We start from the raw sequence: 14,485 nt of genomic DNA, 5'->3' as shown, positions 1-14,485 counted from the left end.
AATCGAAAAATCTGCCAACATCCGGCCTAAGGTAACAACCAGTTCATCTTTTGCCACATCTACGCCTAATACTTGTTTTACTGCCTCCATTACTAATATTTATAGTTATAAAAGTGATGAATCTCCCTTCGTCTTTTCTCCTGGCTGGATATTCTGGATAACAGGTTTGCCTGTTTCCTTACATTCTGTTCAGACTCTAAAAGATAATAAAAGAATGAGGCGATATCTTCGGATCAATATACTTCAATGAGTTATTTCTGAGAGAAACGGCTCTCATTCTTTTTCACTTTAATTTATACAAATCTAATTTGATTTATTAGCACTGCAAACATAGGAGGAGAGGGGCAGCTACACTTTGCTATCCAAACTTTACCCGTTCTCGGACTCCTCTCTTTCGGAGAGTTTTTGGAGAGGACTATAGGTTTAGAGAAGACCATCAGTGTATTTCAAATATGAAAAATAAGTCTATCTCAATATTCTAAACTGTACCCGTTTTCGGCTCCCCTCTCCTTCGGAGAGGGGTTGGGGGAGAGGACTATGGGTTTGAGAGAGGACTATGAATTTTGAGGAGAGGCCTGTAATATTTTAGGAAGAGAGGGGCTTACGCCAGAATGCTAAACTGTACCCGTTTTTGGCTCCCCTCTTTTTCGGAGAGGGGTTGGGGCGGAGATTGTAGGGAAAAAGCAGGAAGTATAAGCAGAAAATCAAAACCAGAAACGGCTATAAATGCGCTTAGCACCTTGTTACAGGTGCTAAACTTATGCGGAATGCTATGTAAGCAAATTATACAAATAAAGGATATTCTTCCTCATCGTACATGTCGTGTTCCATTTCTTCATTAAGCTCGTCTTCGGTCATGTAACCAAAGAATTTTACAAGCCCAAATCCGGCAAGTGCTGCAAGGAAAAATTTAAGCAGTTTCATATCGTGAATGTTTTCTGGGTTAATTACTTTTTTCATGCTCATTCTTGTAATATTGTTATTATTACGAGTTGAAATTAGCAATAATATGTTTACGGATTAATTTCTTTAATAAAATTTTAATACTAAACACGGTAATTTGCAGCGAAAAGGAACTTTCGTGTAACAAAAATTTTATCGGCCCCAGCCGTAATTCAAAATTGGGGAAAATGTGGCACCGCGAGGTTACTTAAGGTAGTTAACCATGGTAATTTTATCTACGGGAGCATCTTCATTAAAAAAGTCTTTAATAAAGCCGCAGGTCTCAAATCCGCATTTTTCGTACAGCTTTATTCCCGCAGCGTTGTTGCTATACACTTCCAGCCATATAATATGCAACTGGCTTTTAGTGGTAGCCCAATTTAATGCGCTTTTAAGCAAAAAGCTGCCCACTTTGCGGTTTTGCCAGGCATAGGCAATGCCCATGCCCAACATAGCCGTGTGGTACATTTTTTTACGGTGGCTGCCCGTAAGGTCCAGGTTGCCTATAAGGTTGTTGCCATGCTCTGCCACCAGGAGAAGGCTGTTCCCTTCGGCAATGTATTTTTCTATAAGCTCTTTTTCCTGCTGTATGCCATTTTTATATTCGTACTCATAAAGCGGTATGCTGCGGGTATCTTTTATATAGCTTTTTTTAAGCTCTAAAAGTTGCAGCGCATCATTAGGCACGGCATGCCGAATGATAACCTCCTTACCGTCTTTGGTAAAATATAGGGCAGGGGTTTGCATCAGGCAGGCAATTTAAATTCAGGGTTGTAAATAAGGCCAATAACATTGCCCCAAAGGTCTTTTACAGATGCTACCATAAGCTCGCCACCCACATTTTGCGGAGCCTCGTGCTCCGTTGCGCCAAGGCTTATAAAATGGTTGTATGCAGCCTTAATATCTTCCACGCCCCAGTAGGTAACGGTATTGTCTCCGGTAACGGCCTCATCGGGCTGCAGGCCAAGCTCGTACCCGCCAATGTTGAAGCCTACGTAAAAAGGCTCGTCAAAATAAGGTTGCGTTTTAAAGGCATCGGCATACCATGCTTTAGCTTTATCGATATCGCTAACTTTGTAAGTAACAGTTCGTAGTCCAAGTATTGTAGTGTTCATTGCGTTTAAATTTAATGGTACTGTAAAGTTAAATTAATAAATTTGATATTGGATAAACCCAAATTGTATTGCATTAAAAAAGATTAAATTTTATATTTACCCTCATTATATATATTCAAATGATATAAAGCATGATGCAGTGGATACCGAAATTATATAAATACCGTCATATTTCTTTCGATTTGTGGCTTACCCTCATTAAATCGCACCCCGAATTTAAAGTTTACCGAAACCTTTTATTTAAAGAATATTTCCAGATTAGCAAACCTATAGAAGAGGTTGCCGCCGTTATCCGGAAATTCGATATACTAACCAACAGCATTAACGAAAAAGTAGGCCGTAATTTTGACACCTTCGAAATTTACTACCTTATATTAGATGCACTTGCTGTAGATATAGAAACGGTAAGCAGGCAACAGTTAGAAGACTTCTACACCCAGACCCACAACCTTTTAATGCAGTACAAGCCGGTTTTGTTACAAGATGATATTCCGCAGGCCTTGCAGCAGCTAAAGGGCGAAGGTAAAACCATGAACATACTTAGCAACACCGCTTTTATTAAGGGCAGTTCTCTTAAGCTTGTTCTTGCGCACTATGGACTGGATGAGGTTTTTAATTTCCAGGTATATTCAGATGAGGTGGGGTATTCCAAACCATCCAACGGAATTTACCAGTGCACGTATAACAAAATAACCGCCATAGGCAACATAGCTAAAAACGAGGTAGTGCATGTTGGCGACAACATTGTAAGCGATTACAACGGTGCCCTTGCTTTTGGTTTTGATGCCCACTTAATTATTAACTCTCCCGTAAATGAACCTAACTTACAGCCTGCATAAAATTACCGACAAGAATAACTGCCCTTTCTCTGAAGCAGAATACAGCAAGTTTAAATTTGGCGATGATGCGCTTGCCGAAAAATTTGCCAACGAGCTGTTTGAGGGCTTTATACAAAAGCACGAGGCGCTGATTTTAGCGCACGACGAAATTGTTATATTGCCAAGTCCGTACCTTGCCATACCCACGGCCTCTAACTATTTGAGCTTTCATTTTAAGGCCCGGATGAACGAGTTTTTGTACACCCACAACAAAAAGGCGTTGGCCGAATCTAAAATATACCGTAACCAAACCTATACTACAGATTATGGCAACCTTGATTTTAACGACCGTGTTAAGCTTATTGCCAACGATACCTACTATATAGACAGCAATTACATAAGCAACAAGCTGTGCCTGTTTATGGACGATATTAAAATTACCGGCAGCCACGAGCATATCGTAAAAAAAATACTCGATCAGCATGGGGTGCAGGGCCAGTTTGTTTTTATTTATTTTGCCGAACTTATAAATAAAGACATACACCCCAACATAGAAAATTATTATAACTACTTTTATGTTAAGGATGTAGAGAGCCTTAGCCACATTATTAACGGTGCCTCTTTTGTGTTTAACACCCGCACCGTAAAATATATTTTAAAATTAGACCACCAGGATCTTGTAACACTTTTGGCACAAGTAGCGACTAATAGGCAACAAGAGCTTTTTAGGCTTGCCGTAAGCAACAATTATCATACGATAAACGACTACAGAGATAACCTGGAGTATATAAATAAAAGTTTAACCAATATAAAAACAAATAATTATGGCTATCAATTTACAGAAGGGTCAGCGCGAAACGCTTAATGCGCCAAAATTTACAATTGGCCTTGGTTGGGATGTTAATGCATCTTCAACAGGATCTGCGTTCGACCTTGATGCATCGGTATTTATTATGGGAGAGAATAAAAAACTCCTTGCCGATGAATTTTTTGTATTCTATAATAACACCAAATCGCCCGATGAAGCTGTAGAGCACACCGGCGATAACCTTACCGGAGATGGCGATGGCGATGACGAGCAAATACACGTAGACCTAAGCAAAATAGACCCAAGGGTTACAGAGCTTTGCATTGTGGTAACCATACACGATGCCGATGCCCGCAAGCAAAACTTTGGCCAGGTGCGTAACTCTTTTGTGCGCATTATAGATGCCGCCAACAACAGCGAGCTTGTAAAATACGAGCTTGAAGAAGACTTTAGTATAGAAACCGCCGTAGAGTTTGGCAGGATCTATAAAAGAAACAACGAGTGGAAATTTGAAGCCGTGGGCGCAGGCCAACGCGGTGGTTTACAAGAATATTTAAACAAATACAACTAACATCATGGCAATTAATTTACAAAAAGGGCAGCGCATAAGCCTTGAAAAAAGCAGCGGAGCCAAATTATTAAATATTTGCGTAGGTGTTAACTGGGGCGCTATAGAGAAAAAAGGCTTTTTTGGTACCAAAAAAGAACCGGTAGACCTTGATGCCAGCTGTGCCATTTACGACGAGAACAAGACCAATATAGACACGGTAAGCTTTCGCCAGCTAAAGAGTAATGACCAGGCCATCCGCCACAGCGGAGACGACCTTACGGGCGACCTTAACGGAGATGACGGACTGGATAACGAGGTTATTACCGTAGATTTTTCTAAGCTTAACCCTAAAACCAACTACGTAGCGTTTTTTATAAACAGCTTCCGTGGCCAGGATTTTAAAGATATTCCGTTTGCATCGATAAGAATTTACGAAGGCACGCCAACCCGCGTAACCGAGGTGTTTGCCAAATACGACATTGCTAACGAAAAGGCTTTTGAAGGCGCAGTATCTATGGTGCTTGGCGTATTTTACAAAAAAAATGGCGAGTGGAAATTTAACGCCATCGGCAACCCAACAACCGACAGGAAACTGGAGGAGACTATCAAAACAATTCAGCAAAACTTCCTATAGGCATTATTATGGAAAACAATATCAACCCCGTAACTCCCACCCCGGGCGTAACGCTTGCCCCTATAGATAAAGAGGGCAATGTAAACCTGGCCAATATAACCGAGGCAGATGCCGTACAGTACCAGTCGATATCCAATCAGTTATCTGAAACCGATGTTAACTCGATACTTAACTTTGGTGCCGAGATACAAAACAACATTGCCAAGCAGAGCGATACGTTTCTTACCAATGTAAGAACGCAGCAGGGTGGCGATGTGGGCAACCTTATAAACGAGCTTTTAGGCGAGCTTAACTACATAGATGTAGACGAACTTAACAAAAACGCTTTCCAAAGATTCCTTTCGGGCATACCGTTGCTTAACAAACTGGTGGTAGATGTGCAGAAACTTTTTCAGAAGTACGATAAGATTACGGCTAATGTAGACAGGATAAGCAATAAGGTAAAGGCCGGAATGATTAATTCGGTTAAAGACAACACGGCGCTACAAACCATGTTTGATAGCAACGTAGGCCTTATTAAAGAGCTTGAAAAATACATTATAGCGGGCCAGCTTAAGTTTAAAGAACTTAGCGAAGAGCTTGCCGTTATGGAGGGCAACCCTGCCAACTACCAGGATTACCAGATATCTGACAAAAGAAATTTTGTTACCCGCCTGGATAAAAGGCTGGCCGATATGAAGATAGTCCGTTTTATATTGCTGCAATCTTTAGCGCAAATAAGGGTGGTGCAAAACAACAACACCTCTATTGCCGAGAAAGCGCAGACTATACTAACCACTACCATGCCGGTCTGGAAAAACCAGCTAACGCTTGCCGTGGCACTGCAAAGGCAAAAACAGCATATCGAAGTTCAGAAAAAGGTAAGCGAAACCACCAATACCATCCTTCAGAAAAATGCCGAAATGCTGAAGCAAAACAGTATAGAGGTAGCAAAAGAGAACGAAAAAACGGTGGTGTCTTTAGATACGCTAAGAACAACCACAAGGTCGCTTATAGATACACTTAGCGAGGTTAAACAAATACACGAGCAGGGCGCACAAAGCAGGCGCGAGCTCGATGCCGGTTTACAAAGCCTTGAAGCCGAGCTTAAAAAAGGCGTAATTAGTTAAGGGAGGCAAACAATAAATGCTGGAAGAAGAAGAAATACATGCCCAGGTTATAGGGGATAGCGAGAAGAAATTACTGGTGGTAAAAATGTTGTCTAACTTTTTTAACCATAAAGACCTCTTTGCCGTATTTGTTCGTACCAAGGTTATCCATAATTTGTTTGCATCTAACAAAACGTTAGATGTTAACAAGCTGGAGCTGTTTCATGTACAATACACCAGCAGCCTTATCGATTTGTTTCAAAAGCTTAAAAAAGCCAAAGAGCAGCAGTACCTTTTAATTTCAGATGAGATCTATATTAACGATGATCTTATCAAAAAACTGGAAAAAGAAACCGAAGGCCGCAACTTTACATCGGCCGCGCGCAGGCAGGCACAGGAGGTGTCGGCTAAGTTAAAAGAGCTGTACAACCTGCTGTCCGATAACAGGGCGGGGATTATAAGCTGGGGAGACATCCTGGCGTTCTCCACCCAGATGGGGCAGGAGTTTTACCGCGAAATAGGCACGCAGCAGTTTGCCACGCTAACACAGGGCACCGATAAAAAGGTGTACGCGGGCAGCAATGCCGTTATAGAGCGTAAATTGCTTGGCAGGCTTAACATATTAAATTTCAGGATAAAGTTTGCCTGTGGGCTTTGCTGCGATAAACAGTATGCCGAGGTGTACGAGTTTGTAGACAGCAACGACCGTTTTGTGTTTGTAAACAATCAAAAGGCGTTTTACCTGTTAGATGATGAGGCTGCCAAAACCATCGACCTGTCTAAAAACCAGTCGAACAAAGGCGGCATAATACTGGATATGAAGTTAAAGAACGAGCAACTTAAAGAAAAACTGGCTACCATAAAAACATCAATGCCCAATGATGTGCTTAGCGTACTGGCTGCCTACCTTGATAAAATATCGGGGGTAGATTTTTTAGAAGAGCTGCAAAATGTAGACGAACAAACCAACATTTTAAGGGCAATGTTAAACATAAACATCAATTCAAAATAAACAATGGCAATAAATTTAGAAAAAGGTCAGAGGCAAAGCATAGCCGCGCCAAAATTTACGGTAGGCTTAGGTTGGGATACTAACGCAAGCAATACCGGCGAGGCGTTCGACCTTGATGCATCGGTATTTGTATTAGGTGCCAACGGTAAACTGGTTAGCGATAGCCACTTTATTTTTTATAACAACCTTAGCACGCCCGATGGTGCTGTTACCCACAGTGGCGACAGCCTTACCGGCGAAGGTGACGGCGATGATGAAAAGATTGTAATAGACCTGTCTAAAATTAGCAGCGATGTAGCCGAGATTACTTTTGTGGCTACCATACACCAGGCGGCAGAAAGAAGGCAGAACTTTGGGCAGATTCGCAATTCGTTCATCCGTATTGTAGATGGTGCCAACAATACCGAGTTGGTTAAGTATGAGTTGGACGAAGATTTTTCGATAGAAACTGCTGTAGAGTTTGGCAGGCTGTACAAACGAAACAATGAGTGGAAATTTGAGGCAGTAGGCTCCGGATTAAAAGGCGGGCTTCAGGATTTTTTAAATAAGTATAATTAGTACTAACAACAGCAATCAATTATGGCAATTAACTTAACCAAAGGCCAAAAAATAGACCTTAAAAAATCATCGGGCGAAAGCCTTACCAATTTTTGCGTGGGTGTTAACTGGGGCGCTATAGAAACTAAAAGCGGCTTTTTAGGGCTTAGCAAAAAAGTGCAAAGCATCGACCTGGATCTTAGCTGTATATTGGTAAACGACCAGGACAAAATAACCGATCATTTATACTCGCCGCTGTACCGCGAAGAAGTGCTTAAGCAATTCGGCCTCCAGAAAGGCAAGCTGCTAACTACAGATGGCGCTATGAAACATACCGGAGACGACCTTGCCGGAGATACCGGTGGCGATGATGGCCTGGATAACGAAATTATTACGGTAGACCTTGCACGCATAAATGCTAACGTTACACAGATATTTTTCTTTTTAAACAATGCCGGTAAAGAAGATTTTTCTCAGATACCGTATTCTAAAATTAGAATGTACGAGGGTACGCCTACAAAGGTGGTATCAGAATTTGCATCGTATAATGTTTCTGCCGAAGGGCAATACGCCGGCAAACGCTCTATAATAATGGGCAAACTGTACAAAAGGGATGGCGAATGGAAATTTAGTGCCATTGGCGACCCTACCGAAGATACTTTTTTAGGCCAGACAGTGCAGCGCATTGTAAAATCGTATCTTTAAAAATTAATTAGCTTACCAATAAACAACGCAAATTAATAATCAATAAAAAAATATAAGTGGATAATAACTTAATAAGTCATCCTGGTTTAATAGGCATTTTTGCCATAGTGGTACTAATAATGCTGCTTTTAGACCTTGGCGTTTTTAACAAAGGCAGCCATGTGGTTACCAATAAAGAGGCCATAACGTGGTCGCTTGTATGGATAAGCCTTTCTATGGCCTTTAGCGGCGTGGTGTACTACTATGCCGGGGTAGAAAAATTCTCCCAGTTCCAGAGTGCCTACTGGATAGAAAAAGCCCTCTCTGTAGATAACCTTTTTGTGTTTATACTGGTGTTTGGGTTTTTTAACGTACCTAAAGAAAACCACCATAAAGTGCTGTTTTGGGGTATTATAGGGGCACTGGTGCTTAGGGCGGTATTTATATTTAGTGGGGTAGGGCTTATTAAGCTTACCTACCTACCGGAGTTTGAAGCCTTTGGTTACAACCTTAAAGTAAATGTTATACTTACCCTGTTTGGTATCTTTCTTATTTATGCGGGTATTAAATCGGCTTTTGCCGAAGACGACGACGATGAGAATAAAGACTTTAATAAAAGTCCGGGTGCAAGGGTAGTGCACAAGTTTTTTAACGTAAGCAAAAACTACGACAACGATAAATTTTTTACCATAGAGAATGGTAAAAAACTGGCAACACCATTGCTTGTAGTAGTAGGTGTTATAGAATTTACAGACCTTTTATTCGCGGTAGATTCAATCCCGGCTATCTTCGCCATAGCGCCAGATGATCCGTTTATACTGTATACCTCAAACATTTTTGCCATATTGGGTTTAAGGGCATTGTACTTTTTACTGGCCAACTTTATACACCTGTTCAGCAAGCTAAAATACGGTCTGGCAATTATCCTGTCTTTTATAGGTGTAAAAATGGTTATATCGCCAATTTACCACATAGAGTCTATTACCTCGTTAATAGTGGTGGGCGCTGTATTGGTACTATCGGTACTGGCATCGGTGGTATTTCCTGAAAAGGAAGAAGCCTAAGCAATAAATAAAGCCACATTTATTATATTTGTGGCTTTCTTATATAAAACAAATCGAACCTATGAAATTATTAGAAGGAAAAACGGCAATAATTACCGGCGCAAGCAGGGGTATTGGCCGTGGTATAGCCTTAGTGTTTGCCCAGCAGGGTGCTAATGTTGCGTTTACTTACAGCGCATCGGCAGAGGCTGCCAAAGCCTTAGAAGAAGAACTTACTGCTTATGGTGTTACCGCAAAAGGTTACCAGAGCAACGCCGCCGATTTTAACGAGGCGCAAAAACTTGCAGATGATGTACTGGCCACTTTTGGGTCTATAGATATTTTAATAAACAACGCAGGTATTACTAAAGACAACCTGCTAATGCGCATCTCTGAGGCTGATTTTGATACCGTTATAGAGGTTAACCTTAAGTCGGTTTTTAACATGACAAAGGCAGTACAAAAAACAATGCTTAAGCAGCGCAAAGGCTCTATTATAAACATGAGCTCTGTAGTGGGTGTTAAAGGTAATGCAGGCCAGAGTAACTATGCGGCTTCTAAAGCAGGTATGATTGGTTTTACAAAATCTATAGCACTGGAGTTGGGTTCGCGTAACATTCGATGCAACGCTATTGCACCGGGCTTTATCGAAACCGAAATGACCGGCAAACTATCTGAAGAGGTGGTTAAAGGCTGGAGAGAGAACATTCCGTTAAAAAGAGGCGGTTCTCCGGAGGATGTTGCCAATGCATGCGTATTTTTAGCGTCAGATATGTCGGCTTACATTACAGGCCAGACCCTTAATGTAGACGGCGGAATGCTTACATAATATTATTAATTTTTTTGGAATAACAATTAGCTAATGACTGCATCTACGGTTTTATTATTACTATTATCTGCAATTGCAGCATTGGCATTGTCGTTTTACCAATATCTTTTTAAAGCCAAAAAGAAGAGCAAAGTGTTCTTCTTTTTGGCCTTTTTGCGTTTTGTTACCTTGTTTTCCATCTTTATACTGCTTATAAACCCAATTGTAACCCGCAAAGACCTCGAAACCGTTAAAACGCCACTACCCATACTGGTAGATAACTCTTTATCTATAAAAGAACTGGGGCAGGATAGTATAGCTAAAATTATCGAGGCAAAAATTGCAGGTAATTCGGCTTTGAAAGATAAGTACGATGTGCAGACGTATACTTTTTCGGATGGTTTTGAAGCCGGCAAAGTCCCTGATTTTACAGGCAGGCAAACGCACATAGACCAGGCGGCCCAAAACTTAAAACAGCTTTACAGAAACACCAATTACCCCGTGGTAATATTAACCGATGGTAACCAGACCATTGGCAACGATTACGTTTACAGCTTTCAGGAAAACACGGCCGTTTACCCGGTTGTGCTGGGCGATACCACATCGGTACTCGACCTAAAGGTAAACCAGGTTAATGTAAATAAGTACGCTTTCCTTAAAAATAAATTTCCCGTTGAGGTGTTTTTACAATACAGCGGCAACAAAAGTGTAAATGCCGTATTTAGCGTTATGCAGGGCAATGCTGTACTGTACAAGCAAAATGTAGCCTTTAGCAAAGACAAAAAAGCACAGTCGGTTTCGTTATTGTTAGATGCTGCCAAAGTAGGCGTGCAAACGTATAAGGCAGTGCTATCATCATCAGAACCCGAAAAAAACAAATACAACAACATTAAGAATTTTGCAGTTGAGGTTATCGACCAACGCAGCGAAGTAGCCATAGTTTCGGCCATAACCCACCCCGATCTTGGTGCATTAAAACGTGCCATAGAAACCAACCAGCAGCGCAAGGTTACCATACTTAAGCCGTCTGAAGTTAAATCGTTACAGGATTATAACGTGCTTATTTTGTACCAGCCCGATGCATCGTTTAAAATGCTGTTGGAGCAAAATAAAAATGCCGGCCTAAACACGTTTATTATTACCGGCCTTAATACCGATTTTAACCTGCTTAACCAATACCAAAGCAGTATCGATTTTAAAATGACATCGCAAAGCGAAGACTACCTGGCCGATTTTAACAGCCAGTTTAACCTTTTTGCACCGCAGGATATTGGATTTAGCCAGTTTCCGCCGCTTACGCACCCGTTTGGCACCATTACTGTAAAGGGCAGTGTAAACACGCTTTTGCAGTCGCGCATACGCAATGTGCAAACCGGCAGCCCGCTTATGGTATTTTCTGAAACCGGCCCGGCGCGCAGTGCCTACCTTTTTGGCGAGAACATCTGGAAGTGGAGGGTAGAGAGCCATCTTAACACCAAATCATTTGAGCAATTTGATGTATTTATAGATAAGACCATACAGTTTTTGGCGTCTAACTCCAAACGAAAATCGTTGGTGGTAAACCACGAGAGTTTTTATAACTCGGGCGAGGTAATAGGTATTACCGCCCAGTATTTTAATAAAAATTATGAGTTTGATGAAAATGCCAGGCTAACCATTCAGCTAAAAAATAAAAAGAACAACACCACAAAAACCTTCGACTTTTTAAAGGGCAATGCCGAGTATAAAGTTAACCTGGATGGCCTTGCCGCAGGGCAATACAGCTTTACGGTTAAAGAGAGTACATCGGGCACCAGCTACGCCGGCTCTTTTGAGGTACTGGATTTTGAAATTGAAAAACAATTTGTAAACCCCGATCTTGCACGTTTGCAGCAAACAGCCGCCAACACTAACGGTGCGGTGTACTATTCTAACACAGCCGATAAGCTGATTAAATTTTTATCGGAAAACGAAAACTACAAAGCGCTGCAAAAAGAGATCACTAAAAAATCGCCGCTAATCGACTGGATGTGGCTGTTGGTTATAGTAGCTATTACATTAAGTGCCGAATGGTTTATACGCAAGTATAACGGCCTGTTATAATATTAAACTATTTATAAAGTCTGCCGCCAATTGTAAGATAATTTTTAATTTTGTTATAAACCAAAACTTAAAAATTATGAAACAGATTGTAATGGGCTGTGCTGCCTTTTTTATAGTAATGCTTACAAGTTCGTGCAATTGCACAAAATCGGCCGCAGATAGCGCTACAATAACCGGAACGGAGTGGCAATTGGCTTCTATCAACGGTAAAAGCCCCGCGGCTGCGGATTATAACAACGGGCTGCCTACCATAAATTTTACTACAGATAATAAAGTTAACGGCAAAGGTGGCTGCAACAGCTATGGCGGCACCTACAGCATTAACGATAAAGGAGGGCTTGCCATTAGCCAGATGATGTCTACCAAGATGTTTTGCCCCGGCGAAGGCGAGAACACGTATATGGCCGCACTGCAAACTGTAAATATGGCTAAGGGAGATAAAGAGAAGCTTACGCTTTTAAACAATGATAATGAAGTACTGGTGTTTACCCCTAAAAAGTAAACCAAGTGTATATAACAACAAAAAGGAGCGAATGGCTCCTTTTTTTATGCTTTGTATTTTATAATTCGGTCTGCTCTACAGGTAGTAACAATTGAACCTGGTCTTTAAGGCGCTCAATAAGCAGGTTCATCATGCGCTTGTTTAGGTTAGACGAGTTTGATGTGTATTCCCTGAACTCCTCTACAGTAAACAGCGCTATAACCATCCCTTTTAGGGCATTTCTGAACTTTATATCCTTATGGATGGTGTTCTCTATGTAGTGCAACTTTTTTTCTGTAGAGAGCGTGTAAAACTGGTTCTTTTGCTTGTTGGCATAATTTAAAAAGGCTTCTATAAAAAGATCGTTTTGCAACTTTAATACCGGCCGTAATGTTTTGTTCTGAAACTTTTCTTCGGGTCCGGATTGCTGGTGGATATCGCCAATGGCTTCACCTCTAAGGGCAAGTATGCCCGTATCACGTTCGTTCATTGTTTTCTTTTAAAGATAAAAAAAAACCTCTGCAAAAGCAGAGGTTTCTTCAAATATATTTTAAGGTATCTTTTTACTATTTAAGTATAAAGGTAACTCTTCTTACAGTCTGACGTGCATACTGAGATTCTTTGTTTACAGATGTATCTTCACCGTTACCAACAATGTTTAACCTGCCTGCGTCTATACCGGCGTCAACAAGTATTTTCTTAACATTTTCGGCCCTTCTTTGAGATAGTCCTCTGTTGTATTCAGTATCTCCAATCTCATCAGCGTAACCAATAACATCAGCAGAAGCAGAAGTATTTTCTTTTAGGTACTTGATAAGGAAATTAATACCACCTACAGATTGTGCATTAGGCTGCTCTTTATTAAAGTCGAAGTATACGTTTACGTATCCACCGTTAATTAACGAAGCCATATCAGCATTCATAGCTTGTTTCATCTCTGTTGTTTTTTGCTCAACATAAGACTCCATCTCGTCTGGAATACCGTTATTGTTAGTATCTATGCTTCTACCTTTGCTGTCAACTTTTACACCTGCAACAGAGTTTGGCTCAGCATCAAGATAATCTGGCACACCATCTTTATCGGTGTCGTTCATCATAGTTTCAAGCTCTTCTATACGGCTTTCAGCTTCTTCAATAGCATCCGGTTTCTCGTCAACATACCAGTCAGCATGCGGTTGGCCTTTTTGTCCAAGATAGATAGCTAAACCAAGTGTAGCGTGGTAAAGAGAGCTGTCAAAGCCCTGCTTGCCCATTGCATCGTACTCAGCACCATCCCATGTTCTTTGTTGGCCAAAGTTATTTAGCATTGAGAAATCTGCCTGTACAGCACCAAAGTTGCCTATTTTGTATTGAGCTGTTAAGCCAAATACAATAGTACCCAGTACATCATCATCTAAATCGTAATCATCATTTTTAAGCATGGTAACACCACCGCCAACATGTCCTAAAACGTTAAAACTTTTTGTCCACGTTTCAAACTGCATAATGCGGCCTAAGTTAACAACGCCTTCAAGTGTACCACCATAAGCACTGGTTTCAAATTCAGGACCTAAGTCTTCTTTAAACTTATCGTAAAATCCAGTTAACTTTAAACCAAATTTGGTACTAAACATATACCTGAAGCCCAAATTTGCATCGAAAAGGTTAGTGGTTTTCATGTGGTAACCAGACGTCATTGGGTTTGCGGCTTTGGCAAAACCAAATCCTAACTCAATTGACGACTTTTTGAAATCATTGGCACCTGTGCCAGTGCTCTCTTCCGTTTCCTGCGCCCGCATACTTACACAAGTAAGGGACAGCATTAGTAGTGGGAGTACAACTTTCTTCATAAATAATTGTTTTGTTTATCAGTACTTTGAAATATTTGGTAAAAATAGTAAAAT

17 protein-coding genes are annotated in these 14,485 nt (G+C 40.9%); 12 read left to right on the top strand and 5 right to left on the bottom strand.

Annotated elements, in window-relative coordinates:
• Nucleotides 1-783: 783 nt before the first annotated feature.
• From G509_RS23450 to G509_RS0116655, 3 genes are all read right to left on the bottom strand, one after another.
• Nucleotides 784-960 (bottom strand): hypothetical protein, encoded by a 177-nt coding sequence (locus G509_RS23450; protein ID WP_154657780.1) that lies wholly within the window; start codon nucleotides 958-960, stop codon nucleotides 784-786.
• A 186-nt stretch (nucleotides 961-1,146) separates the two neighbouring features.
• The gene (locus G509_RS0116660) at nucleotides 1,147-1,689 is read right to left on the bottom strand and encodes a GNAT family N-acetyltransferase (protein ID WP_051200313.1); all 543 of its coding nucleotides are present in this window, start codon (nucleotides 1,687-1,689) and stop codon (nucleotides 1,147-1,149) included.
• Nucleotides 1,689-2,057: a VOC family protein gene (locus G509_RS0116655; protein ID WP_035739052.1), complete on the bottom strand. Its 369-nt coding sequence runs from the start codon at nucleotides 2,055-2,057 to the stop codon at nucleotides 1,689-1,691. The genes G509_RS0116660 and G509_RS0116655 overlap by 1 nt, the downstream gene beginning before the upstream one ends.
• 131 nt (nucleotides 2,058-2,188) lie before the next feature.
• On the opposite strand from G509_RS0116655, the gene G509_RS0116650 reads away from it, so the two are divergent.
• From G509_RS0116650 to G509_RS0116595, 12 genes are all read left to right on the top strand, one after another.
• Complete coding sequence (locus tag G509_RS0116650) at nucleotides 2,189-2,896, top strand: HAD family hydrolase (RefSeq protein WP_026992577.1); 708 nt, start codon at nucleotides 2,189-2,191, stop codon at nucleotides 2,894-2,896.
• On the top strand, nucleotides 2,871-3,740 hold the full coding sequence (locus G509_RS0116645) for a phosphoribosyltransferase family protein (RefSeq protein ID WP_026992576.1): 870 nt from the start codon (nucleotides 2,871-2,873) through the stop codon (nucleotides 3,738-3,740). The genes G509_RS0116650 and G509_RS0116645 overlap by 26 nt, the downstream gene beginning before the upstream one ends.
• Nucleotides 3,700-4,254: a TerD family protein gene (locus G509_RS0116640; protein ID WP_026992575.1), complete on the top strand. Its 555-nt coding sequence runs from the start codon at nucleotides 3,700-3,702 to the stop codon at nucleotides 4,252-4,254. The genes G509_RS0116645 and G509_RS0116640 overlap by 41 nt, the downstream gene beginning before the upstream one ends.
• Before the next feature lie 4 nt (nucleotides 4,255-4,258).
• On the top strand, nucleotides 4,259-4,867 hold the full coding sequence (locus tag G509_RS0116635) for a TerD family protein (RefSeq protein ID WP_026992574.1): 609 nt from the start codon (nucleotides 4,259-4,261) through the stop codon (nucleotides 4,865-4,867).
• Nucleotides 4,868-4,875: 8 nt separating this feature from the next.
• Nucleotides 4,876-5,976 carry a toxic anion resistance protein gene (locus G509_RS0116630; protein ID WP_026992573.1) on the top strand — a complete coding sequence of 367 codons (1,101 nt, stop codon included), beginning with the start codon at nucleotides 4,876-4,878 and terminating at the stop codon, nucleotides 5,974-5,976.
• A 16-nt stretch (nucleotides 5,977-5,992) separates the two neighbouring features.
• Entirely contained in the window at nucleotides 5,993-6,967 is a 975-nt protein-coding gene (locus G509_RS0116625; protein WP_026992572.1) for a hypothetical protein, read from the top strand.
• A gap of 3 nt (nucleotides 6,968-6,970) precedes the next feature.
• Nucleotides 6,971-7,525 carry a TerD family protein gene (locus G509_RS0116620; protein ID WP_026992571.1) on the top strand — a complete coding sequence of 185 codons (555 nt, stop codon included), beginning with the start codon at nucleotides 6,971-6,973 and terminating at the stop codon, nucleotides 7,523-7,525.
• 21 nt (nucleotides 7,526-7,546) lie between these two features.
• Complete coding sequence (locus G509_RS0116615; protein WP_026992570.1) at nucleotides 7,547-8,209, top strand: TerD family protein; 663 nt, start codon at nucleotides 7,547-7,549, stop codon at nucleotides 8,207-8,209.
• Between the two features lie 56 nt (nucleotides 8,210-8,265).
• Nucleotides 8,266-9,252 carry a TerC family protein gene (locus G509_RS0116610; RefSeq protein WP_026992569.1) on the top strand — a complete coding sequence of 329 codons (987 nt, stop codon included), beginning with the start codon at nucleotides 8,266-8,268 and terminating at the stop codon, nucleotides 9,250-9,252.
• A gap of 61 nt (nucleotides 9,253-9,313) precedes the next feature.
• Nucleotides 9,314-10,060 carry a 3-oxoacyl-[acyl-carrier-protein] reductase gene (gene fabG, locus G509_RS0116605; protein WP_026992568.1) on the top strand — a complete coding sequence of 249 codons (747 nt, stop codon included), beginning with the start codon at nucleotides 9,314-9,316 and terminating at the stop codon, nucleotides 10,058-10,060.
• 33 nt (nucleotides 10,061-10,093) lie between these two features.
• Nucleotides 10,094-12,121 (top strand): hypothetical protein, encoded by a 2,028-nt coding sequence (locus tag G509_RS0116600; RefSeq protein ID WP_026992567.1) that lies wholly within the window; start codon nucleotides 10,094-10,096, stop codon nucleotides 12,119-12,121.
• Between the two features lie 76 nt (nucleotides 12,122-12,197).
• Nucleotides 12,198-12,623, top strand: a complete 426-nt coding sequence (locus G509_RS0116595) for an META domain-containing protein (protein ID WP_026992566.1) — start codon at nucleotides 12,198-12,200, stop codon at nucleotides 12,621-12,623.
• Between the two features lie 58 nt (nucleotides 12,624-12,681).
• Here G509_RS0116595 and G509_RS0116590 read toward each other — a convergent pair whose 3' ends face one another.
• Nucleotides 12,682-13,092 carry a hypothetical protein gene (locus tag G509_RS0116590; RefSeq protein ID WP_026992565.1) on the bottom strand — a complete coding sequence of 137 codons (411 nt, stop codon included), beginning with the start codon at nucleotides 13,090-13,092 and terminating at the stop codon, nucleotides 12,682-12,684.
• A gap of 76 nt (nucleotides 13,093-13,168) precedes the next feature.
• Nucleotides 13,169-14,431 carry an OmpA family protein gene (locus G509_RS0116585; protein WP_026992564.1) on the bottom strand — a complete coding sequence of 421 codons (1,263 nt, stop codon included), beginning with the start codon at nucleotides 14,429-14,431 and terminating at the stop codon, nucleotides 13,169-13,171.
• Nucleotides 14,432-14,485 lie beyond the last annotated feature (54 nt).

It is taken from the genome of Flavobacterium subsaxonicum WB 4.1-42 = DSM 21790 (genome assembly GCF_000422725.1).
Classification (GTDB): domain Bacteria; phylum Bacteroidota; class Bacteroidia; order Flavobacteriales; family Flavobacteriaceae; genus Flavobacterium; species Flavobacterium subsaxonicum.
This window is presented reverse-complemented; position numbering and strand designations above follow the sequence as displayed.